This window comes from Chryseobacterium aquifrigidense (genome assembly GCF_006716485.1).
Lineage (GTDB): Bacteria > Bacteroidota > Bacteroidia > Flavobacteriales > Weeksellaceae > Chryseobacterium > Chryseobacterium vietnamense.
The window spans coordinates 328497-351990 of sequence record NZ_VFPD01000003.1; the positions used below are offsets into that span (position 1 = coordinate 328497).

Genomic DNA, 23494 nt, shown 5'->3' on the forward strand with positions numbered 1-23494 from the left:
AACAAATTGTGAAGGATAATTTACTTTTAAGCGATGGTTTCAATTAAAAAAGAAAACCTTCCAGAGGTTGCTCTGAAAGGTTTGTATGGTAAGGGTGTTATACTGTGATTAATTCACTAAAACATCCTGCAGTTCCTCACTTTTTTGGAAACTTGCTTTAGCGAAAGGACAGAGGGGAATAATCTTCTTATCATTTTTTCTGGCAAAATCTACTGCTGCCAGAAGCATTTCCTTGCCTACACCTTTTCCGTTGTAAGCTTCTTCCACCTCGGTGTGGTCTATAATAAATCTTTCTTCTCCGGCCCAGGTATACGTCATCATTCCTGCGCGTCTTCCATCTATGAAAGCTTCAAAACTTCCGTGTTTTTCGTCGTTGTTTTGTTTTACTTCGATCATGTTATGAGAATTTAGTTAATATTTCTATGTCGTTGGTTAATATTTTATGAACAGGGCATGCATCCGCAATGGTGTGCAGTCTTTTCAGCTGCTCATCATCCAGAATCCCTTCAAAACTGATATCTCTTTTGAAGACTGCTCTTTTTGTTAATGGAAAGTTTTCAAGCTCTACTTCTACATTAATGTTTTCCACATCCCATTCTTTTCTTTCAATATACATTCTCAATGTAGCTGCCGTACAGCTTGCCAGTGATGTAGCCAGAATTTCCAGAGGATTAAGACCTTTGTTCTGTCCGCCTTTATCAATCGGTTCATCCGTAATGATTGTGTTTTCGCCGGCTGTTACTTCTGTATAATATTTTGTTTTTCCTAAACTTGCTTTTACTGTTACCGCCATTATTTTTCTGTATTGAATTTATAACTTAATGCACCTGAAGGGCATAAGTCTATCTGATTTTTTAGTTCTTCGGGACTTGCATTTTCTGCTTTTATCCAGGGTCTTTCTTTAGGATTGTAGACATTTGGAAGTGTTTTTACACATATGGCAGAGTGGATACATTTTTTAGGCTGCCAGATGACAGTAATGTTTCCGTTGGGATATTCGTGTGTTTCCATATCAATTTTCTTTTAATGTTTTTTCGATTCTTCTGTCCGGAATCAGCCATATAAGAGCCACGATATAATAAAAACCTATGGCAATATAAGGATAAAAAAATGAAGTAGCGATTCCCAGGACATAAAATACAATAGAGATATATTCTTTATATTTCGAATGAATAGCTTCTTTCAGCTTTGAATCTTCTCCTTCACAACGAATAATCACATGCTCCAGAATGGTGTAAGCAATGGCCGACATAATGAGGCCGATGCCATAAACTGCAACGGGATTTTTAGCGAAATTCGTAGTCCCGATCCATTCTGTTGCAACAGGCATCAGAGAAAGCCAGAACAGAAGGTGAAGATTGGCCCAGAGAATAGTTCCGTTTACTTTCTTTACCGTCTGGAACAAATGATGATGATTGTTCCAATAGATTCCCACATAAATAAAACTGAAAATATAGGCCAGAAACTTAGGAAGAAGAGGTTTGACACTGGTCCAGCTATTTCCCTCAGGTACTTTCAGTTCAAGTACCATAATGGTAATAATAATAGCAAGTACACCATCACTGAATGCCTCCAGTCTCCCTTTATTCATTTACTTTACCTGGTTTTTAAAGTTTTGTATCTTACTTTTCAGATCATTCAGCATATCCGGATTGATGACTCCGCTTTCCATATCAAAATTTTCATAGAATTTTGGCAATGAAAAAGTTTCCTTGATATCTGCTGCAAACTGTGGGAAAAATGTTTTTGCCGTATTCATCACATTTCCGCCGCCGTAACCTCCGGGAGAGGTGCTCATCAGAAGCATGGGTTTATTCTGAAATACTTTTACATTAATCCTTGAGGACCAGTCGAAGACATTTTTAAAAGCTGAGCTGTAAGAACGGTTGTGTTCTGCAAGAGAGCAAATAATCACATCACATTCTTCAATAGCTTTTAAAAACTGATGGGCTTCATCCGGAAATCCTTTCTTTTCAAGATCTACTGAGAATACCGGCATAGTGAAATCGTTGAGGTCAATCAGATTGATTTCCTCATCCTGAAAATCTTTCAGGACAAATTTTACCAGTTCCCTGTTGATAGAAGTGGAAGACGTACTTCCCGCAAATGCTAATATTTTCATGGTTGATAAAGCTGGGCTGAAATTATTTTCTGTTTAAAATAGCTTTAGGTAGCGGAACATATTCGTTTTCATCGCCCGGAACCAAAGGAAATGCTTCATGATTCTGATCATTCCAGTTTACCTTTGCCTGTTCGATTAATTCCTTGTCAGAGTTAACAAAATTCCAGAATATAAAACGCTCTTCATCGAATGGCTCACCACCAAAAAGATAAACCGTTCCGTTTTCGCTCATTTCAAATTCGCAAAGCTTGGTATCTTTAGCGATCATCAGCTGTTTTGAACCATAAGAATTTCCATCGGTAGTTACTGTTCCATCCAGAACATACATGGCTGCTTCTCCGTAAAGATCCTTTCCGATACTGATTTTCTTAGCTTCTTTGGTTTTGATTTCAATGAAAAATAATTTGCTGTGTACCGGAACTGCAGACGTTCTTCCAAATGCTTCTCCTGCAATTAATTTATACTGAATACCATCTTCTTCCCAAACCGGAATTTCATCTGCTTCAATATGATGAAAAGTAGGTTCAGACTGTTCAAGATGCTTAGGAAGACCTACCCAGATCTGAAATCCGTGAAGTCTTTTATCACTGTGTCTTAAATATTCAGGGGTTCTTTCTGAATGTACCACTCCTTTTCCGGCAGTCATCCAGTTAACAGCACCTGGTTTTATTTCGATAGCGCTTCCGATACTGTCTCTATGAAAGATAGAGCCTTCCAGCAGATAAGTTAATGTAGATAAACCGATATGCGGATGTGGCGGAACATCAAGATTCTGATAATCTTTCAATTCTGAAGGTCCCATGTGGTCAATAAAAACGAAAGGTCCAACGGCTCTTTTTTCACGGAAAGGAAGAAGTCTTCCTACCAAGAAATTTCCGATATCTGCTGCTTTTTCTTCAATAATAAGTCCAATATTTGACATGATAATGTGATACTTTTTAAAATGTTATTTAAATAAATTGATGATTGCTGATAGAGATTTAAAGTTTGTCGTAGCCTTCAAATCTCTCATCTACGATACGTTTCCATTCAGGATGCTTCCTGATAAAAGCGAAAACATAAGGACAGAATGGAAGAAGCTTTTTCCCGCTTTCTTCAATATAATTTAATGTTTTCTCTACTACTGCAGCTGCTGCACCTGTTCCGGCCAGTTCCGGTTCTGTTTCAGTGTGTATTAAAGAAATCTGATGCATGGTTTCGCGGTAATCAATAAATGCAAAATGTCCGTTGAATTCTATTTCAAATCTTTTTTCGGCTTTTACAAGAGGTATATTTTCAAATTCTGGTTTCATAATATTTGTACTAAAAGTGTCACGTTTCCTATAAAGGAGGAAATTGTGTAAAGACAGTTAAACCTTATAGGTTCTAAAACCTATAAGGTTTGCCATTATATAAAGTTAATAAAAAAAGGAATAATCAAAGATTAAGATAAATTTAAATCTTTAATCTTCCAGGTATCCGAATTTTCCGGTATTAAAATCCTCAAAAGCCTGCATGATTTCTTCTCTGGAATTCATCACAAAAGGTCCGTGAGGGTAAATAGGTTCGTTGATAGGCTCGCCGCTGATGATTAAAACCACAGCATCTTCTTTGGCTTCGATAGTAAACGTTTCACCTACATTTTTAAATAATGCAAAATGATCGGGTTTAACTGTTTCTTCTTCATTAATGATAATGCTTCCTTCAATTACCAAAGCTGCAGTATTGAAATGGGCAGGGAAATTAAACTCTGCCTTTCCTCCTGCTTTCAGTTTGGCATTCATCATATGAACGGGAGTGAAAGTACTCGCAGGTCCTTTATGGCCGTCATATTCTCCGGCAATTACTTCTATGTAGCCATTTTCACCCAGATCAACTTTTTCCATTGCAGCGTTGTCAATAGCCTGATATTTTGGGCAGCTCATTTTATCTTTTGCCGGAAGATTCACCCAAAGCTGAACCATCTGAAAAATTCCTCCTTCTTTTGCCCACTCCGTTTCATGGTATTCTTTATGGAGAACTCCTTTGGCGGCAGTCATCCATTGAACATCACCTTCTCCGATAACACCGCCGCCGCCAGCGCTGTCATGGTGTTCTACTTTTCCGCTATACGCTATCGTTACCGTTTCAAAGCCTCTGTGCGGATGTACTCCTACACCTCTTGGTCTGTCTGAACCATTGAAATGAAATTTTGAATTGTAATCCAGCATAATAAACGGGTCCATTCTTTTCATATCCAATCCAGGTACTCCCGGAATGAAATTGTGAACCCTGAATCCATCGCCTACAAAGTGTGCAGGTCTTGGAGATACTACGATTTCTATTTTTTTAGTTGCCATCACATTGTTGATTATGTAAACAAAATTACCATACTTATCTGCGAAAAGCATTGATCTGTGTTAAGTTCGTAGCAAGGGCAGAATACAGAAAATGCAAATTGGCAGAACTGTTTATTGATCTGCCTTATGTTTCGTTATTTTACGACTTTACTTCTGATTATTCCTCCTTAGACTGCATGTTTTTCCCATCCGAAATATGGAGCCTTCTGAACACCAATCCGGATAAAATTGTTAATATTCCTACTGTGAGAAAGGTTAACCGGAATGCGTTGTGAATTTCGCCATTAATCAGATCTGTATTTTCAAACAGCTTTAAAACAATCAGTCCGAAGGCAATTCCGAAACCGATTGCTAATTGCTGGTTAACGGAGATTAATGAGTTTCCGCTGCTGGTCTGGAAATTTCGGAGGTCGGCAATGGAAATAGTGTTCATGGAAGTGAACTGTATTGAGTTGAAAAAGCCCAGTATCGCAATAATGGGAACAAACCAATATAAAGAAGTGTGGATATCAGGAATGGCAAGCAGACAGATCAGCGTACCGATAATGAAGGTATTCACCATTAAGGTCTGACGATAGCCATATTTATCTAAAATTTTTATTACAGAGGATTTTCCAAATATTGCTGTTAAAGCCATGGGCGCAATGATCCAGCCCGAAGTTACCGCAGACTGTTTATAGGCAATCTGAATCATCAATGGAAGTAACAACGGAACGGAACTGATCCCTAATCTGGTGGCCAGGTTTCCTACAATACCCACACGGAAAGTTCGTACCTGAAACAGATTTAATGGGAAAATAGGATTTCCTCCTCTTTTTGCATGTTTATAATAATAGTACAGAAACAGGAATCCCATGATAAATACCAATAAGACAGGGGTAATATTCTGAATGTCTCCGAAAAGTTCCAGTGAAACAGAAAGCAGGAGAGAGGCTGCTGCAAAAATCAGGAAACCTTTCAAATCAAAATCAACATCATCGGATTTGTAATTGGGCATGAATTTTAACCCCAAAACAATTCCCAGCACCCCAATCGGAATATTGATGAGGAATATCCAGTGCCACGAAAGGTAATCTACCATATACCCTCCGACCAGCGGCCCTAATACAGGTCCGATGAGAGCTGGAATAATAGCAAAGTTCATCGCTTTGAGCAGTTCGTTTTTATCAAATGTTTTGATGAGCGCCAGTTTTCCGACAGGAGTCATCAGGCTTCCTCCAACTCCCTGAACTACCCTTGAAATAACAAGATGGGTAAGGTTTTGGGACAAAGAACAAAACAGCGAACCCAGACTGAATAATACCAGAGAAAATATAAATATTTTTTTTGTCCCAAACCGGTCTGCAAGAAATCCACTCGCTGGCATAAAAACAGCAAGGGTTAGAACATAACTGATAATAGCATTTTGCATATTGAGTGGAGACTCATTCAGATCTTTTGCAATAGCGGGTAAAGAAGTATTCAGGATTGTGGAATCCAGCATTTGCATGAAAATAGCAGTAGCCAGAATTAAGGGAAGTATTTTTTTTACGGATGTCTGTTGTGTATTTGCTTCTGTCATTTTGTACCGGCTGGGTTATAAAAAAATCCCAGACTTATTTGATTTGAAGAACCGCTTACTCTAAGCGCTTTGATTCTTAGATAAAGAAATCCATATAAAATTAAAAAAGTCCTGTGAAATTTCACAGGACTTTTTGATTTATTTTCTAGGTTTTTCTACTCCTTTCCATTCATCACCGGCTTTTCTATACTGGCTTAAGGTAAAAGTTTTGAAATCCTTTGTTTTATATTCGATGTTATCAGTATTCTGTTCAAAAGGCATGATATAATAATATTCAATATCTGTTTTATCAGACTTGTTTCCTTTTTTTACAGAAGGAACATATTTTGAAAATTTATAGCTTGGAAGATATTGTTTCAATCTTGCGTAGAAAGCTTTGTCTTCTTTTTCGCTAGGGATGATATCTACAATATTCAGATCATCTTTTTTCTTGTCAATCCAAAGATAGTAGGTTTTTTCTTCTCCTATATTTCTGTTGAATGAGTTAAAAGCAAATAATTCTTTCGGAACAAGTTCCTTGATTTTTTCAGGATCAACCTTCGTGTAATATTGTCCTTTTGAAGGATCTACATATGTTTCAAGGTTGTACATTAAAACAGAATTATTTTCAAATTTTTTATTTTTAAAATATTGATTTAATGATAATTCTGCAGTCGCTCTAAGTTCTTTTCCTCTGGCATCCAGTTTTTTGGTCGGATTCTGAGGGTTTACATATTTTACAAATTCATATAAAACGACAGGTTTTATATCTTTAAGGTGAGGATAAGTTTTCAGTTGCTCTGCTTTAACCAGCCAGTAGAATTGTTGGTAGTAGTCATCCTTATCTTGGTCTTTCACACTCTTATAAGCCAAAGCAAGCTTCTTTGAATTCAGATATTTGCCGTATTTTCCCTGTCCAAAAGCAAAACTTATGGTCAATAAAGCAAATAAAACAGTAAGGTTTCTTCTCATTTTTTTATAATTGATATTTTCGTTTTCCAAATATAATTATTTATTAGATATTATTTTGGATTGTGAGTTAAATTATGCCATATTGTTATTGTTAATTCAAGAAAAAATCCTGTATTGCTACAGGATTGATAAATTATAACTGAGGGAGTTATATGTTTGAATGAAAAAAATATACATTTTAATAATCAACTAATACTATTGAATAGTTGAAATAAACGCTATGGTTGCAATGTTTATATTTGATCTTATCTATTTCGTTCGCAAAGGCACTTCGTTCAGCTAGTGTGTCAGTTTGTTAATTGCTGAGTGAAACGCCATTGCGATCGTTTTTAAATATTAGAAATATCTTAGCGTACTCTGCGTTAAAATATCCCGAAACCCGAAACCCGAAACCTCGAATCACGAAACAGATTCGCCAGCGCAGCGGATTGACGATTGACATTTTATCAAATACCTCTCTAATACGAAGTTTCATGCACTTTCACAGCTCTTCCGCTCGGATCATTCATTTTTTTGAACGCTTCATCCCATTCTAAGGCAATAGGAGTAGAACAAGCTACGGATGGCACTGATGGAACGGTAGCAGCTGCTGTTTCACTTGGGAAATGTTCTTCAAAAATAGTTCGGTATCGGTATTCTTCTTTGTTCTGTGGAGTGTTTAGCGGGAATCTGAATCTTGCATTAGTCATCATTTCATCCGTTACTTCTTTTTCAGCAACCTCTTTTAAAGTATCGATCCAAGAATAACCTACACCGTCCGAGAATTGTTCTTTCTGTCTCCATACAATTGAATCCGGTAGTAAATCTTCAAAAGCCTTTCTCAATACCCACTTTTCAATTTTTCCTTCAGCAGTACTGATCATTTTATCCTGAGGGTTAATGGTCATTGCAATATCCATGAATTCTTTATCAAGGAAAGGCACTCTTCCTTCAATTCCCCAGCTCATCAATGCTTTGTTAGCTCTTAAGCAGTCATAAAGGTGTAGTTTACCCAGTTTTCTTACTGTTTCATCGTGGAATTCTTTTGTGTTAGGAGCTTTATGGAAATATAAATAACCTCCGAACAATTCATCAGAACCTTCTCCTGAAAGCACCATTTTAATTCCCATGGATTTGATGACTCTTGCCAAAAGATACATTGGGGTAGATGCTCTGATGGTGGTTACATCATAAGTTTCAAGGTGATAAATGACGTCACGTACCGCGTCCAGTCCTTCCTGAACGGTAAAGTTAACTTCATGGTGAACAGATCCGATGTGTTCTGCAGCTTTTTGAGCCGCTGCAAGATCCGGAGAACCAACCAGTCCTACTGCGAAACTGTGAAGTCTCGGATACCATGCTTCCTGAGTATCACCACTTTCAATTCTCTGGCGGGCAAATTTTGCAGTGATGGCGGAAATCACAGATGAATCTAAACCTCCTGAAAGAAGTACTCCATAAGGAACGTCACTCATCAGTTGTCTGTGAACGGCATCTTCAAGACCTTTTCTCAGTTTTGAAATGTCGGTTTCATTGTCTTTTACATGATCAAAACTCTCCCATTCTCTTGTATACCATTGTTGAAGTTCGGTTCCGTTCGGGCTGTACATTAAGTGTCCCGGTAAGAAAGTTTCTATTTTTTTACAGATGCCTTCAAGAGCTTTTAATTCAGAAGCTACATAATAGTTCCCGTTTTTATCCCAGCCCTGATAAAGCGGACAGATTCCCATATGATCGCGGGCAATAAGATAAATATCATTTTCAGTATCATATAAAGCGAATGCGAAAATTCCGTTGAGTTTCTCCACGAAATCTTTTCCGTATTTTCTGTACAATGCGAGGATCACCTCACAGTCAGACTGAGTCTGAAACTCATAATCGGGAAATTCTTCTTTTAATTCTCTATGGTTGTAGATTTCGCCGTTTACAGCTAATACTACTTTTCCGTCTTTCGTAAATAAAGGTTGTTTGCCGGAGGTAGGATCTACGATTGCCAGTCTTTCGTGAGAAAAAATTACTTTCTCATCCTGAAAAACTCCACTCCAATCCGGTCCTCTATGACGGATTTTTTTTGACATTTCCAATACCTGAGGTCTTAATACTTCAGTTTTTTGCTTGGCATCAAATAAACATACAATTCCACACATGATTTTTTATTATTTATGGAACAAAAGTAAAAGTGATGTTTATAAATAACAATTAAAAATGTTTAAATGTGAAAATTTTTAATTAATTAGTACTTTAAAGTTAAAAATTTTAACTAATTGTTGAAATTTGCATGTGTTTGATTAATTTTTTTCGTAGCGCTAAAATTCGTTCAATCTCTATACGAAATAAAAATGACATATTTATTAATCTATGGTAATTAATTATATGAATTTTACCCTTTACTTTGTGGCTCGAAATAATTTTTTTTCATCATTTGTGTTTTTACCTTCTTGCACTTCTCATGCAAGAAGGTTTTGTTTTTATTGAACCCCCAGTAATATTCCCGAAACATTCCATGAACTGAAGCTTGTTCCTTCGGTAGGTCCTTGTGGAATTTTTACCTGAATCGTATGCTTTCCCGCTTTCAGATTTCCCAGAGGAATGAAATTAGGATTGGTAACCGTTCCCGGGCACCAGTTTGATCTGCTGAGGTCTGATGATGAAAGACCATCCTGAAAATTTCCTGAAGCCGGATTGTATAAACGGTACGAACCACAGTCTGTTTTCCACGGTACAAATGAAAATACCGGATTTCCATCCACAAAAATAGAATTGGCTTTAGGAACGAATTCATCTCCGTTTTCCCAACCGCCATGTCCCGTTGTGATATATCTTAGTTGTGCATTTTTCAGATCTTTATCCAAAGTGAAATTGACAAGAAGACCTTGATCCTGGCTGAACATCGTAGCGTAGTCCTGTCCGGCCATCTCCATAATATTTAAAGTATTAAACAAAGGAATGACTGTGTTGTTTTTATTCACAGTCTGATCACTTTTATGAATGGTAATATCAAGACTTACTGTATGTCCTCCTTTATCGTAGTTGCCGATAAACGTGCCTACCCAAAGTTCTTTTCCTGATAAAGACGGTTTTAATTCTGTAATGTCCTGTCGGTAAGGGCTGATGGTCTGCCAGTTTTTTCCTTTCAGCTGAATATGATTGAACTTTTGGATTCCAAATGCCGTAAAGAACCGCATCATCTCCGTGGCAGGGCTGTAGTTGCCGGTAGCCGTTACTCCGTAATATTGTTTTCCGTTTCCATTGTCGTAGGCAGGGAGTGTTTTTATCCCCTTTTCCAACCCGTCAAAAAAAGATTTTTCTTTATCCTGCGGAATGAAGAATACGGTTCCGGTTCTGTCGTACGCATCTCCATTGGACTGCTGTTTCAGTTCAACAAAAATATTTTCCCCTTCTGTAATCGCAGGGAATTTTATCTTTTTAAGAATGATGGTTCCGTTGGCATATCTTTTAATCTGGTCGTCAGATTTTGAGGCATCAGAGAAGTTGATCGTTTCATTGTCGAAAACATTCAATGTGGTAAATCTGCTTTTCCAAAGTAAGTCTTTATATCCTAACTGATCTGTTGTCCGGATATTTTCTTTTAAAATATTTTCAATTCCGGTATTCCTGATTTTTTTGATTGAACCGGCCGTAGTTAAAGAATTTTTATTTCTCTCTACTTCCAGAACCAATCCTAAATTCTGTCCTAACACAGAAGGGCCACCTTTCAGCTTCAGATCATTGGTATACCAGACTTCAATGGTATTTGAATTGACTTTTGTAACCGCTTTTTTACAGTTGTAGCCTAAGATTTTTTTCGTTTCATTGGTGAGCTCAAAATCCTGTTTCCCTACAGAGTCAGGGTCTGATGCCGAAATAATTGATCCCGGTTTTAAAAATGCATAAGAAACAATAGTGTTGGAAGGTTTTTCTACTTTAGTGATCTCATAAGGATAATTGCTCTTTTGTTCTTTGATGGTGCTGTTGACAATGAAATTTTCCTGTTCATTGACCCAAACAATGATAGAAGGCTGATCCGTTGATACTTTTCCGTTATATGAACTGGTATACTGAATTTCATACGTCTGTGCAGAAAACAGACAGTACATGAAAACAGCCATAAAATTGAAAACAATTCTTGTATCCATAAATAAATGAGTTTGCTTCAAAGTTATTCTAAACTTTCTACAGTATCAATACGGGTTTAATCTGTACAGTTAGTAGGCAATTTTGTTGAAATGTTACAAAAATTGTTACATTTTTTATAAATGTTTTTAAATAAAAAAACTACTCCAAAAATAGAGTAGTTTAATATATTATTATTGAACTTAAATTAAGAAATTCTCTCAATCAAAGCCATGTAGAATCCGTCATAGCCTTCGCTAGGCATTACTTTTTCATCTTTAATCATCTTGAATCCAGGATTGTTTTTAACAAATTCTTCTACCTGAAGATTGTTTTCAGAAGGAAGGATAGAACAGGTAGCGTATACCATTTTTCCTCCTTTTTTAAGCATTTTAGAATAATCCTGGAGAATTTGTTGCTGCTCCTTTTTAATTCTGTCAATAAAGTCCTGATCAATTTTCCACTTACTGTCCGGGTTTCTTTTTAAAACTCCAAGGCCTGAACATGGTGCATCAATCAGAAGTCTGTCAGCTTTTTCATGAAGACGCTTGATCACCTTGTTGTCAGAGATCATACGGGTTTCAATATTGTGAGCACCGGCTCTTTTGGCACGACGCTTCAGTTCGGCAAGCTTCCACTCGAAGATGTCTAACGCTACAATCTGCCCTTTGTTTTTCATTAATGCAGCTAAGTGCAATGTTTTTCCTCCTGCACCTGCACACGCATCTACCACTCTTTGTCCTTCTTTTACATCAAGGAAATACCCGATTTTCTGAGAAGAAGCATCCTGAACTTCAAATAATCCTTCTTTGAAAGCTGTCGTAAGGAAAACATTTTTCTTTTCTTCCAGCTGAACAGCATCAGGATAATTTTTAATAGGAAAAGAAACAACACCTTCATCAGAAAGGTCTGAGATAAGTTCTTTGGTTGTTGTTCTTAAAGAATTGGCTCTCAATACAGTAGGAGCCTGCTCATTCAAAGCAATCATTTCTCTTTCCCAGTTGGCCCCTATTTCTTTTTCAAGAGTTTCAGCCAGCCATTCAGGAATAGAGTGTTCTATTGCTTTTGTAGGAACAGTGTTCTTTTTAAGTTTAGTAAGAATATCGGCGATTTTGATTCCGTCAAATTCTTCGAATTTTTTATAATTGGTTTTACTCCAAAGTAAATACGCAATAATCAGTTTGTAGATATTATTGGGTTTCACGCCTTCACCCATATAGTATTCAAGGCGTTTTTTCCAACGGATAATATTGTAAAAAATTTCAGAAACAACGGCTCTGTCCTGGCTTCCCCATTTTCTGTTTGCTTTCAAAAGTCTTTCGATAACTTTATCTGCATATTTGTTTTTCTCAAAAAATGTCTCCTGTAAGGCATCGTGAATTCCGATTGCCAAGTTTCTGTGAATAAGTTCCATAAATTTGCTTCGCTGTTTGAATCTGCAAAAATACGACTTTTAATTGAGAGTTGAAGATTGAGTTCTTGAGTTTGAGAATTAGAGGATTTTAGGGTAGGAGAGTAATGTATCCAATAGTATTGATGAAAGGTCAATCTATTTATTAATTTTTTAGTAGCAGAACTCAATTTTTATGCTGAATTTGTAAAGATTTTCCGAATATTTATATTTTTTTATCTGCAGACAATAGCCTTTCACTTTAAGATGAAAAAACCGTTGTTTTTGCTTAATGAAAAATTTTTGCGGACAAAATATACACTGTTCATTATTATACTTTATTTTCTTTGCAGCAAGTTTGTTTCATTTATGTTAATTCACTGTATTGTGTAAAATTAATATGGTCTTATTATCTACTATACTGAACTTTATCTCTTGACTTCAACCTCTAAAAAGCTCTACCTTTGCAAAAAATAAAAATATGAGTGACACAGTAATTTGTCCAAAATGCAGCTCCGAGTTTACGTATCCGAGCGATAATATGATGGTATGTTCCCAGTGTTTCTATGAATGGAATCCTGCAGAAGCAGCTGCAGAAGCTTCCAATGAAGGGAAAATTTTGGACTCCAACGGAAATGAACTTCAGGATGGTGATTCTGTAGTGGTAGTAAAAGATCTTCCTGTAAAAGGAGCACCAAAACCGGTAAAAGCCGGAACTAAAGTGAAAAATATCCGTCTGAGACCGGGAAGTGATCACAATATCGACTGTAAAATTGATGGTTTCGGAGCAATGGCTCTTAAGTCAGAATTTGTAAAGAAAGCGTAAGAAAGCTCACTTTTTACGTCTAAAAATAAGAAAAGGAAAAAATTGGACAGTGTAATCTTTCAACAGACTTAATTGCAAAATTGCTAATGTCCGTCTGGAAGGCAGAAAGAGAATTAACCAAAAATTTCCTTATACTTTAGAGATACAAATGTAAGAAAAAGTTTCATATACAGATTCTTATGTTTGTATTTTTTTTATTGATAAGTGTAAGTAAATGTATAAGTTATGTGCAGAATAGTGAAAAGCTGAAAAGCTGAAACAATGGCATTGTTAATCGGGGAATAATCTGTTTTGCTTTTACAGTTTTACCCTTCTGCCATTTATTTTTTCTGCTTAAATAAACGACACGAATATTGTTCCTGAAATCTTCTCATCCGTATAAACAACAAGTTCTTTTCCCTTTGCCTTTAATTTATTCCAGTAATAATTTCCTGCAAATCTGCTTTCCAGAACTTCGGCCTCGAGACCTGTTTCTGTAATTTTGATTTCCTTGGGATAATAGGAGAATTTGTTAAGGTGGAATTCTTCAGCCTCTGTTTTACTGAAAATATTAACTTCTCCAAATAATTTAGCAACATAAGAATTGTAGGGATTTCTATAGGTTTCTTCCGGACTGTCATTTTGAATCAGTCTTCCTTCCTGCAGAATAACAATCTGATCCAGCCATGGCATAATATCCTGAAGCTCATGAGTGGAAATAATCAGAGAAACGCCATGTTGTTTTACATATCTGAAAAGCCTTTCCCTAAGTTCAATTTTTCTTGGGAAATCCAGATTACTGAATGGTTCATCCAGAATAAGAAGCTTGGGAAGTACAGATAATGCTCTGGCAATAGCCACTCTTTGCTGTTGTCCACCGCTCAGGTATTTTGGAAGTACATTGGCAAATTCCTGAAGCCCTACTACCTCAAGAAGCTCCGTTACGATTTCTTTTTTCTGTTTTAGATTGATATTAGAAATAAATTTCCCTACGTTCTCAGCCACTGTAGCGTAAGGCATAAGATCAAAATTCTGTGCTACGGATTTCATTTCCGGCTCTCCGGGAACGAGATTTCCTTTCGGTCCCAAAAGCTTTGTTCCGTTAAAAATAATCTCTCCGCTTTCCCAATCCAAAAGACCATAAATAAGGTTAAGAAGAGTAGATTTTCCACATCCACTTTCACCGGCAAGAGCTATAATTCTGTTTTCTTCAAACCTTAGATTAAGGTTCTGAAACAGGGGATTTTCTTTGTTGTGAGAGAAAAATAAATTGTTTATTTCTAATAGCATATTACAAATGTAAGGTTTTTATGAAAACATAATTTTTTTTATTATATTAGCGGAACTAATAAAAATAAATCAAAAATGAGAAAAAAACTGTTTTCGTTAGCTATTCCTGCATTATTTATTGCTGCTGTAATGGTTTCTTGTAAAAAAGACAAACCACTTACCAGTGAGAGTAATGAAGTGACGACTACTAAAGAAGGTAGCCAGTTCACTTTGGATACGCTAAACAGTAAGGTTGAATGGAAGGGATATAAAGTATTTAAATCTGAGAATACAAGCCATTTTGGAACAATTAAGTTCGAAAGTGGAGATGTGACGGTGAAAGACGGAAAACTGGAAAGCGGAAAATTCGTTGCTGATATGAACTCTTTAACTTCTGTAGACTTGAAAGACAGCCCGGAAGATTTAGGGAAATTAAACGGCCACCTGAAGAGCGGTGATTTCTTCGAAGTTGAAAAATTCCCGACAGCTTCTTATGAGATTACAAAGGTTACTCCAGCTACAGAAGGTGATTACAATACTCTTTTAGATGGTAATTTAACCATAAAAGGAATTACAAAACCAGTTCAGTTTAAAGCTAATGTTTCTGTGAAAGATGGAGAGGTGAGTGTAGCTACTGAGCCGAAAGATATCAAGAGGGAAGAGTTTGGAGTGAAGTTCCAGGCTCCGGCTGAAAATGGTGTGATTAAAGACGAGGTAACTCTTCAGATCAACGTTAAAGCTTTAGAAAAGAAATAATTTTTTTATTTAAGTGAAATAAGTGATTGAAGTCTGCCTCCCGAAAAAGAGGCAGATTTTTTTTTGACGGACTTATTATTCAACTTAAAATTGTATTTTTGCAAAACATTTTGAAAGGGTAAAATAATGATAGAAAAGATAGAAGAACTACTGGTCGAAGTAAACGGCTTCAATGCTACCTCTAAGGAAGATATCGAAAACTTCCGAATCAAGTACAACGGTAAAAAAGGGGTTCTGAATGATTTTTACGAAACATTAAAAGAAGTTCCTAACGACCAGAAGAAAGATTTCGGACAGAAGATTAACACTTTGAAACAGGCAGTGGCTGTAAAACTGGAGGATTTGAAAAATGCTTCCACATCTTCTGTTGTGGTTGAAAAGGAAGATCTTACAAGACCTGCTTTTCCATTGGAACTGGGTTCCAGACATCCGATCAATCTTGTAAAAAACAGAATTATTGAAATCTTCAAATCTATTGGCTTTGCCGTAGCAGACGGTCCGGAGATTGAAGATGACTGGCATAACTTTACGGCGCTTAACCTTCCGGAATACCACCCGGCAAGGGATATGCAGGATACATTCTTCATTGAGCAGAATCCGGATATTCTTTTAAGAACGCATACCTCTTCGGTACAGACGCGTTATATGGAAGAAAATCAGCCGCCTATCAGAATTTTATCTCCGGGAAGAGTGTTCAGAAACGAAGCAATTTCTTCTCGTTCTCACTGTATCTTCCACCAGATTGAAGGATTATATATTGACGAGAATGTAAGCTTTGCTGATCTAAAGCAGACGATCCAGTTCTTTACCACTGAGCTTTTCGGAAAATCCAAGATCAGAATGAGACCTTCTTTCTTCCCGTTCACAGAGCCAAGCGCTGAGATTGATGTATACTGGGGATTAAATTCTGAAACAGATTACAGAATTACAAAGGGAACAGGATGGCTGGAAATTATGGGATGCGGAATGGTAGACCCTGCCGTACTGAAAAATGTGAATATCGATTCTGAGAAATATTCAGGATATGCATTCGGAATGGGTATTGAAAGAATTACCATGCTTCTTTACCAGATGAGTGACATCAGAATGTTCTTCGAAAATGATATCAGAACACTGGAACAATTTAAAACACTATAAAAAATCAAACCTCCGGAGCTCCGGAGGTTTTTTGTTTTTAATTACTGACCTAAGAAACAAAACGTAATTAAAAACTGATCTTATTGAAAAATTTACACGTGTCTGTTTCTTATGCCCATACTTCGGTTTGAATCCGCTAGGTACTTCAATGAAGTATTGACATGCTGCAGTTCTTTGCCTGCCTCTATTATAAAGACAATCTGTGTTAAGAATATATTACATAATAAATGAAAAAAGCCTGTAAAATTTACAGGCTGTATCTTTAAAAGTGAGGATTGTTATTTTGAGAACTTTAAAGGATATTTTACATTCTTATAATCGTCGATACTTGCTTTCAGTGATCCTACTGCAAGCTCTGCTTTTAAGAGCATTGGAACGTGGTTAGCATCATTGGAAACCCACATCGTTACGCCTTCTTTTTCTTTGAATACTCTTCCGCTTTTTACCGATGGAATAATCTTTAAACAGTTGATCGTCCCAAATTTTGTTTTTAAATTTTCTGTTCCGGTTACTTTCAGCTGGAAAGGAAACATTTCATCATCAATCCATACATTCATATTAATAACAGTGCCCACTTTCAGTTCATCCGGGCTTTTACTTCTCAAATAATAAAAGCAGGAAAGCATATCCTGAACCCCTTTTACGGATTTTAGAACCTTGGAACCATTGGCAGGTGTCTTTTTATCTGTTAAAATTAATGTATTGTTATCGTGATTAAAAACGGTTTCAAAATGCTGACGATAGCTTCCCTCACGTACATTTCTTACATAGAAACTTGGTAATCCTGTCTGTGTATTGATGAAACTTTCATACAAATCTTCCACTTTGAAGAATGCTTTCACAGCACCTGTGGTTTGTCCTGTTCCTTTTACATAAAGATGAGGAACCCCTTTGTAGGTGGTTTGCTTTGTAGTAAGATTGGCAGTTCCTGCATTAAGGAAACCATAGTGAATTCTTAGAGTAATAGATTCGCCGTCTGCGATATTGTCAATCTGCGCCGAGCCTAAAAAGAATATAAATACTGCAAAAAGGTTCAAAATTTTATTCATAACAAGACATTTACAAAAACATTGCCAAATTTAAAATCTTAAATGATAGATATTTGACAAATCTCAGGTTTTTATTTAGAATCAATTAAATATGCTTCGCATTAAAATTAGTAAATTTGCAGTTACATGTCTAATTAAATTATCTTAAAGATTATGATAACCACTGATATATTGATCATAGGTGCGGGACCTACAGGACTTTTTGCAGTTTTTGAAGCTGGTTTATTAAAAATGAAGTGCCATATTATTGATGCACTTCCACAGCCGGGAGGGCAATTGGCGGAACTTTATCCTAAAAAACCTATTTTCGATATCCCTGGTTATCCTTCAGTGAATGCTGGAGAATTGGTGGATAATTTGATGGAGCAGATCAAGCAGTTTCAGCCTGGATTTACCTTAGGCGAAACAGCTGTTTCTTATACTAAAGTAGATGATGAATGGTTTGAAGTGATCACGAATAAAGGAACTGTTCACAGATGTAAAGCGATTGCCATTGCAGGTGGTTTAGGAACTTTTGAGCCAAGAAAACCTACTTTTGAAAATATTGCTGACTATGAAGAAAAAGGTCTTGAATATTTCGTTAAAGAACCTGAGCATTTCAGAAATAAAAAAGTTGTGATTGCTGGTGGAGGAGACTCTGCACTGGACTGGAGTATCTTCCTTTCTAATGTGGCAAGCGAGGTGACTTTGATCCACAGAAGAAATGAGTTCAGAGGAGCTTTGGATTCTGTAGAGAAAGTTCAGGAGCTGAAAAACCAGGGGAAAATCAAATTAATCACTCCTGCTGAAGTTACCGGTATTAAAGGTGACGGAAAAGTAGAAGCAATCACTGTAGAAGTAGAAGGACAGGATGCTTATGATATTGAAACTGATTATTTCATTCCTTTATTTGGATTGACTCCAAAATTGGGTGAGATCGGAAACTGGGGACTGAATATCGAGAAAAATGCAATCGTTGTTAATAATGCGTTGGATTATCAAACCAACATTGAAGGTATTTATGCTATTGGGGATATCAATACTTATCCTGGAAAACTGAAGTTGATCCTTTGTGGTTTCCACGAGGCGACTTTAATGTGTCAGAGTGTATATAACAGACTAAATCCGGGTAAAAAATTCGTCTTAAAATATACAACGGTAAGTGGTGTAGACGGATTTGACGGAAGCCGTAAAGAAGCAGAGAAGGCAGTTGTGAAAAAAATTGACTAATTTTGCAGAATTATGTCAGACGTTAATATTAAAATCACCGACAGAGAAGGTGTAACCCACGATGTCGTAGCTCCTACGGATATGTCCATGAACTTAATGGAAATTATCCGTTCCTATGAATTGGCAGAAGAAGGTACTATTGGGGTATGCGGAGGAATGGCGATGTGCGCTTCATGCCAGGTATATGTAATCAATGATCCCGGTTTGGAACCGATGGGAGATGAAGAAGATGCCATGCTGGCTGAGGCTTTCCACGTGAAAGACAACAGCAGATTGGGATGCCAGTTACATATTGCCGATGCCATGGAAGGGCTCGAAGTGGAAATTGCTCCTTATCCTTAGAAAATATTTTTTAATCTTAATAAGAAACCCGTTCGAATTTTTCGGACGGGTTTTGTTTTATATAAAGTCTTAGAGTTTAAACTTCTTCCTTAGAAATCCACTTTCCAACCATAGGCGCCTCATAATTTCTCATTTTTTCCAGCAGATCATCAATGGTATCACTGATCAACAGCATATCTCTGTTCACCTGTTTTAAAAATCCTTTATTTACCATCGTCTGAACCAGTTTGATCAGGTCATCATAAAATTCATCAATATTCAAAATCCCAATCGGTTTTTTGTGAAGCCCGAGCTGTGCCCACGTGATCATCTCAAAGAATTCTTCTAATGTACCATATCCGCCGGGAAGAACGATAACCCCATCACAAAGGTCATTCATTTTGGTTTTTCTTTCGTGCATGGTTTCCACGATGATAAGCTCTGTCAGATTCTTGTGAGCAATTTCTTTAGACTGTAAAAACTGGGGTAAGACTCCTGTTACTTTACCTTTTTCACTTAAAGCACCGTTAGCAATTGTTCCCATTAAACCAGTTTCCGAACCACCATAAACCAGTTGTATATTTTGTTTTGCTAAGGTTTGCCCCAGCAGAAATGCTTGCTCTTCATATATTTTATCTGTGCCGAAGCTTGAGCCGCAGAATATGGTGATACTTTTCATATTATTTGCAAAAATCAATTAAATAGTTTCTAACTTCAAAATCTGTTAAACCTCCAGCTTTTTTGAAGTTTGTACATGCCTGTTCAATTTTTCCAACTGCAAGATATGATATTCCTAGTTTAATATAGCCCTCACGAAATCTCGAGATGAAGCGATTATCTTTAATTTGTAATTTGTCCAACTTACTGAGGTTTTCAATCGCTTTATCAAATTGATTGTTATTATAGTATTCAAAACCATTCCCAATAATATGATATAAATCTTTCTCTGATTTATCGCTCAAATCCTGATACCATTTTAAAAAATAGTTTTCTTCAGTTACTAACATATTTATTCCATAAGGATTTTTAAAATATTTTTCTGCCTGCATTAATGCTTGCACAAATTGTGTATCATATTGAGGGGTACGCTTGTCAAGTATTTTAATACTAGTAATCTTATTATCTTTTGTTAAAATATATTCAATTTTAAAATATAAGTCATCCATATCTTTTGAGTTTTCTTGTTTCATTAAGGGTATTATGAAGTCATCAAAACTTTTTTCATGATTAAATATTGGACGAATTACCTGATTAGCAATCAATAAGCTATCGTTGTTTCTTACTTCGATTTTGGGTTTAAATTCCGGAAACTTTTTTATAAAATCTCCTTCCTTTAATAATAAAGATATTTCATTTCCTTCTTGTAGCACTAGATAATTATCTTCAAACCAGTATTTGAAAGTACGATTTTCAAGAATAATCTTGTCAGTATAAAATTTCGCTTTGAATTTTTGCTTAGAAATTACAAATTCATCTTGATTAATTTTGTAAAAAAGACTGAAGGAATACTTGGGATTATTTATTTCTAAATTTTTCCCATCAGGTTGTACAATTTTATCTAAAATCCATTCGCCCATTAATCTCTGTGATTGAGAATAAGTTTTAATACAAACGATCAAATAAAGTAATAAGAGTAATTTTATTTTCATCTTAAAAAAAATTAAAATATCCAAAATCATAAGACTTTGGATATTGAATATAGCAATTTTAATGTTTTATTTCTGAGGAATATTCGCTAAAATATCTTTCAGGAAGCTCCAGAATTTCTGTGCTGAAGGAATATTCGCTCTTTCATCAGGAGAGTGAGCTCCTCTGATCGTTGGTCCAAAACTTACCATTTCCATTTCAGGATAGTTGGCACCGATGATTCCACATTCAAGACCTGCGTGGCAAGCTACTACATGAGGTTTTTCAGTGAATTTTTCAATATAAAGCTTCTCCATCAGTTGTACAATCTCTGAACCTGGTTTTGGCTTCCATCCAGGGTAAGAGCCACTGAATTCAACATTCATTCCAGCTAATTCTGCTACAGATTTCAATTGCTCTGCCACTGAATATTTTGAAGAATCTACAGAAGATCTTGTAAGGTTTAAAATCTTAAGTTCTCCGCCTTTCAATTCTACTCTTGCTACGTTGTTAGACGCTTCTACAAGATCAGCTACATCAGGGCTCATTCTGTAAACTCCGTTGTGAAGGGCTTTTAAAGTAAGAATCACTTTTTTAGAATCTGCTTCAGAAATAGCCTTGTCAGAAGACGTAGAATTCTCAATATTGATCTGAATTCCCGGTTCTACAGTTGCAAACTCTTCTAAAATATCCTTTTTAAGAACAGTTACATTTTCTATAAACTCCTGAGCGTTTCTCACAGAAATCAGAGCAACACCTTCTCTTGGAATGGCATTTCTCAAGCCTCCGCTGTCGATAGAAACCAATTCAATATTCTGGTTTTCCAATCCGGTGTAAAGAAGTCTTCCCAGAATAATATTGGCGTTTCCGAAGCCTTTATGAATATCCATTCCGGAGTGGCCTCCCTGAAGACCTTTTACTTCAAGTCTTACAATTTGTCCTTTCGGAGCTGCTGCAGCGTAATTCTGAGTGATCGTTACATCAACACCTCCTGCACAGCCGATATCGATTTCATCATCCTCTTCAGTATCAAGGTTCAATAGAATTTGTCCTGTCAGTTGTCCGGGTTTTAATCCTAAAGCACCTGTCATTCCTGTCTCTTCATCAATGGTGAAAAGAGCCTCCAATGCAGGGTGAGGAATATCTGAACTTTCAAGAATAGACATGATGGTTGCTACTCCTAAACCGTTATCCGCTCCTAAAGTAGTTCCTTTAGCCTTTACCCAGTCACCATCAATTTCCATTTTGATCCCTTCTGTTTCAAAATCGAAATTCACATCATTGTTTTTCTGGCAAACCATATCAAGGTGCGACTGAAGCACGATCGATTTACGGTTTTCCATTCCTGCTGTGGCAGCTTTCTTAATAATAACGTTTCCTACTTCATCTACCGTAGTTTCAAGTCCTAAATCTTCACCAAATCCTTTGATGAAAGCAATTACTTTTTCCTCTTTTTTTGAAGGTCTCGGAACTGCATTTAATTTGGAGAAGTTTTTCCAGATTATCTGCGGTTCTATATTAGATAATTCCATTGAAATTTATTTTTCTCAAATTTACGAAATAAAAAATGCTTCCGTGAGATACAGAAGCATTTTTGTATGATTTCGCTTTTATTAACATCCGCATTCTCCATAGATCGGAGTAGTAAATGTAGTTCCGTCTGGTTTCTCTATAGTCAGAGTTCCTTCAAACAGTAAAGCTTCTTCGCCTTTTATTTTTTTACCTTTTACTGAAATTTTGTAATCGTCATTTTCTATTTCTTTGGTAAGCAATTCATCTACTTCCATATCACTTGATGAAATAAGATTCATAGCCAGCCTTTTGCCATCCAGCATCATATAAGCTGTTTTTCCGGCATCATCAGCATAGATGTATCTCTCATTTTCAAAATCAGCTTTGCTGGCTGCAAAATAGCAGGAACATTCTTTGATTTCTTTTGGAAACGGAATGGTACCCACCAGAATATTTCCTGAAGAAGGACCAATGGAGGCAGTATCTTTAGCAATATGCAAAGAATCGGTAGGGGCAGAACCTGAAACAGTTTCTTTTTCCTTTTTACAGGCTACCAATAGAAATGCGGAAAATAAAATGATTAAATATTTCATGTGTTTGTGGTTTTATTATTTGTTATCCTCTTGCTCTTTCAAGAAGTGTCATCATTAATAAAGAAAGGATTACCAGGCTTTCTTCCTCGTCATCAATGTCAATCAGTCTGTCCAGCTGGAATCTTCTTCCGAAGAATGAAGGCATTTTTTTAAGCTTAAAATAAGCCTTTCCGTCAATCCCTGTTACTGTATAGGATGGATTAAGGAAATACCCTGTAAACATTCCGATAATAGGAAGTTCTCCTACAAAGCTGTCCCAGAATCTTACCCACGCACTGTCTTCCTGAATTTTAAACTTAGGCTGATCATAAGCATCCAGAATATCATAACTCGCTTTCCAGAGAGAACGCATTCCTTTTCTTGCCAGTCTGCCGAAGTTTTTGTTGTCGATAAGGTCATTCAAAGAATAAGAAGCGTTGAAATCAATCCATTGATTGGCTCTGATTCTGAAAAGTTCCTTAGACTTGCTTTCATCATTAAAAACGATAACATCTTCTTTCAACTTGAACATTTTCTGACGAACATACGCTACATAATTTCCGTTTTTGTCAGTAATGTTAAAGTCACTTGCTAAAGTAGTGATTTTGAATTTGAAATCCAGAGGATAATTAAGATTGTTAAGTACCATGTCAGTTTATTTTTTTCATATTTAATTTAAGCCGCAAATATAAAGGTTTTTTAGTGTTCTCAGATAGCCGGAAAATATAAAAATATCATAATGGGACATTATGTTGCATGTGCTTCTGATTAAAAATAAACGCTATGTCCGCAAGGTTGATATGT

At 36.3% G+C, this 23494-nt stretch carries 25 protein-coding genes; 5 read left to right on the top strand and 20 right to left on the bottom strand.

From position 1 onward, the window contains the following. Window positions 1-108: 108 nt before the first annotated feature. From FB551_RS20245 to FB551_RS20305, 13 genes are all read right to left on the bottom strand, one after another. Window positions 109-396, bottom strand: a complete 288-nt coding sequence (locus FB551_RS20245) for a GNAT family N-acetyltransferase (protein ID WP_171006298.1) — start codon at window positions 394-396, stop codon at window positions 109-111. 1 nt (window position 397) lies between these two features. After that, window positions 398-793: an OsmC family protein gene (locus tag FB551_RS20250; protein ID WP_142018729.1), complete on the bottom strand. Its 396-nt coding sequence runs from the start codon at window positions 791-793 to the stop codon at window positions 398-400. Continuing rightward, window positions 793-1011, bottom strand: a complete 219-nt coding sequence (locus FB551_RS20255; RefSeq protein ID WP_047427970.1) for a (4Fe-4S)-binding protein — start codon at window positions 1009-1011, stop codon at window positions 793-795. Before FB551_RS20255 ends, FB551_RS20250 begins: the two co-directional genes overlap by 1 nt. Window position 1012: 1 nt before the next feature. After that, the gene (locus tag FB551_RS20260) at window positions 1013-1591 is read right to left on the bottom strand and encodes a TMEM175 family protein (protein WP_142018730.1); all 579 of its coding nucleotides are present in this window, start codon (window positions 1589-1591) and stop codon (window positions 1013-1015) included. Further along, the gene (locus tag FB551_RS20265) at window positions 1592-2122 is read right to left on the bottom strand and encodes an NADPH-dependent FMN reductase (RefSeq protein ID WP_047427966.1); all 531 of its coding nucleotides are present in this window, start codon (window positions 2120-2122) and stop codon (window positions 1592-1594) included. 22 nt (window positions 2123-2144) lie between these two features. Further along, on the bottom strand, window positions 2145-3044 hold the full coding sequence (locus FB551_RS20270; RefSeq protein WP_047427962.1) for a pirin family protein: 900 nt from the start codon (window positions 3042-3044) through the stop codon (window positions 2145-2147). A 58-nt stretch (window positions 3045-3102) separates the two neighbouring features. Beyond that, window positions 3103-3414 carry a GNAT family N-acetyltransferase gene (locus FB551_RS20275; RefSeq protein ID WP_047427959.1) on the bottom strand — a complete coding sequence of 104 codons (312 nt, stop codon included), beginning with the start codon at window positions 3412-3414 and terminating at the stop codon, window positions 3103-3105. 150 nt (window positions 3415-3564) lie between these two features. Continuing rightward, entirely contained in the window at window positions 3565-4440 is an 876-nt protein-coding gene (locus tag FB551_RS20280) for a pirin family protein (RefSeq protein ID WP_142018731.1), read from the bottom strand. A 157-nt stretch (window positions 4441-4597) separates the two neighbouring features. Beyond that, window positions 4598-6001: an MFS transporter gene (locus FB551_RS20285; protein WP_047427956.1), complete on the bottom strand. Its 1404-nt coding sequence runs from the start codon at window positions 5999-6001 to the stop codon at window positions 4598-4600. 138 nt (window positions 6002-6139) lie between these two features. Next, window positions 6140-6982, bottom strand: coding sequence for a hypothetical protein (locus tag FB551_RS20290; RefSeq protein ID WP_047427954.1), 843 nt, complete (start codon window positions 6980-6982; stop codon window positions 6140-6142). Window positions 6983-7410: 428 nt separating this feature from the next. Further along, on the bottom strand, window positions 7411-9078 hold the full coding sequence (gene asnB / locus FB551_RS20295; RefSeq protein WP_142018732.1) for an asparagine synthase B: 1668 nt from the start codon (window positions 9076-9078) through the stop codon (window positions 7411-7413). A 321-nt stretch (window positions 9079-9399) separates the two neighbouring features. Further along, window positions 9400-11067 carry a GLPGLI family protein gene (locus tag FB551_RS20300; RefSeq protein ID WP_142018733.1) on the bottom strand — a complete coding sequence of 556 codons (1668 nt, stop codon included), beginning with the start codon at window positions 11065-11067 and terminating at the stop codon, window positions 9400-9402. Window positions 11068-11252: 185 nt separating this feature from the next. Next, window positions 11253-12458, bottom strand: a complete 1206-nt coding sequence (locus FB551_RS20305) for an RsmB/NOP family class I SAM-dependent RNA methyltransferase (RefSeq protein ID WP_047429294.1) — start codon at window positions 12456-12458, stop codon at window positions 11253-11255. A gap of 457 nt (window positions 12459-12915) precedes the next feature. On the opposite strand from FB551_RS20305, the gene FB551_RS20310 reads away from it, so the two are divergent. Next, window positions 12916-13260 carry a zinc ribbon domain-containing protein YjdM gene (locus FB551_RS20310; protein ID WP_047429295.1) on the top strand — a complete coding sequence of 115 codons (345 nt, stop codon included), beginning with the start codon at window positions 12916-12918 and terminating at the stop codon, window positions 13258-13260. A 333-nt stretch (window positions 13261-13593) separates the two neighbouring features. Here the strand turns inward: FB551_RS20310 and FB551_RS20315 are convergent, their stop codons facing one another. Beyond that, on the bottom strand, window positions 13594-14529 hold the full coding sequence (locus FB551_RS20315) for a sulfate/molybdate ABC transporter ATP-binding protein (protein ID WP_047429296.1): 936 nt from the start codon (window positions 14527-14529) through the stop codon (window positions 13594-13596). 75 nt (window positions 14530-14604) lie between these two features. Here FB551_RS20315 and FB551_RS20320 point away from each other — a divergent pair, with 75 nt between their 5' ends. Together FB551_RS20320 and pheS are read left to right on the top strand one after the other, a co-directional pair. Then, on the top strand, window positions 14605-15264 hold the full coding sequence (locus FB551_RS20320; RefSeq protein WP_047429299.1) for a YceI family protein: 660 nt from the start codon (window positions 14605-14607) through the stop codon (window positions 15262-15264). Between the two features lie 126 nt (window positions 15265-15390). After that, entirely contained in the window at window positions 15391-16401 is a 1011-nt protein-coding gene (gene pheS / locus FB551_RS20325; protein WP_142018734.1) for a phenylalanine--tRNA ligase subunit alpha, read from the top strand. A 278-nt stretch (window positions 16402-16679) separates the two neighbouring features. Here the strand turns inward: pheS and FB551_RS20330 are convergent, their stop codons facing one another. Further along, window positions 16680-17450, bottom strand: coding sequence for a DUF3108 domain-containing protein (locus tag FB551_RS20330; RefSeq protein ID WP_047429305.1), 771 nt, complete (start codon window positions 17448-17450; stop codon window positions 16680-16682). Between the two features lie 153 nt (window positions 17451-17603). Here FB551_RS20330 and FB551_RS20335 point away from each other — a divergent pair, with 153 nt between their 5' ends. Both FB551_RS20335 and FB551_RS20340 read left to right on the top strand, forming a co-directional pair. Further along, window positions 17604-18659 (top strand): NAD(P)/FAD-dependent oxidoreductase, encoded by a 1056-nt coding sequence (locus tag FB551_RS20335; protein ID WP_047429307.1) that lies wholly within the window; start codon window positions 17604-17606, stop codon window positions 18657-18659. Window positions 18660-18671: 12 nt separating this feature from the next. Beyond that, complete coding sequence (locus FB551_RS20340) at window positions 18672-19001, top strand: 2Fe-2S iron-sulfur cluster-binding family protein (protein ID WP_034697026.1); 330 nt, start codon at window positions 18672-18674, stop codon at window positions 18999-19001. 76 nt (window positions 19002-19077) lie between these two features. On the opposite strand, the gene FB551_RS20345 is transcribed toward FB551_RS20340, so the two are convergent. The 5 genes from FB551_RS20345 to FB551_RS20365 form a co-directional block, all read right to left on the bottom strand. Then, window positions 19078-19659 carry an LOG family protein gene (locus tag FB551_RS20345; protein ID WP_142018735.1) on the bottom strand — a complete coding sequence of 194 codons (582 nt, stop codon included), beginning with the start codon at window positions 19657-19659 and terminating at the stop codon, window positions 19078-19080. 1 nt (window position 19660) lies between these two features. Further along, the gene (locus FB551_RS20350) at window positions 19661-20629 is read right to left on the bottom strand and encodes a tetratricopeptide repeat protein (RefSeq protein ID WP_142018736.1); all 969 of its coding nucleotides are present in this window, start codon (window positions 20627-20629) and stop codon (window positions 19661-19663) included. A gap of 66 nt (window positions 20630-20695) precedes the next feature. Further along, window positions 20696-22138 carry an aminoacyl-histidine dipeptidase gene (locus tag FB551_RS20355; protein ID WP_142018737.1) on the bottom strand — a complete coding sequence of 481 codons (1443 nt, stop codon included), beginning with the start codon at window positions 22136-22138 and terminating at the stop codon, window positions 20696-20698. An 81-nt stretch (window positions 22139-22219) separates the two neighbouring features. Further along, window positions 22220-22711, bottom strand: a complete 492-nt coding sequence (locus tag FB551_RS20360; RefSeq protein WP_142018738.1) for a hypothetical protein — start codon at window positions 22709-22711, stop codon at window positions 22220-22222. Between the two features lie 22 nt (window positions 22712-22733). Further along, window positions 22734-23339, bottom strand: a complete 606-nt coding sequence (locus FB551_RS20365) for an LURP-one-related/scramblase family protein (protein WP_142018739.1) — start codon at window positions 23337-23339, stop codon at window positions 22734-22736. Window positions 23340-23494: the final 155 nt, after the last annotated feature.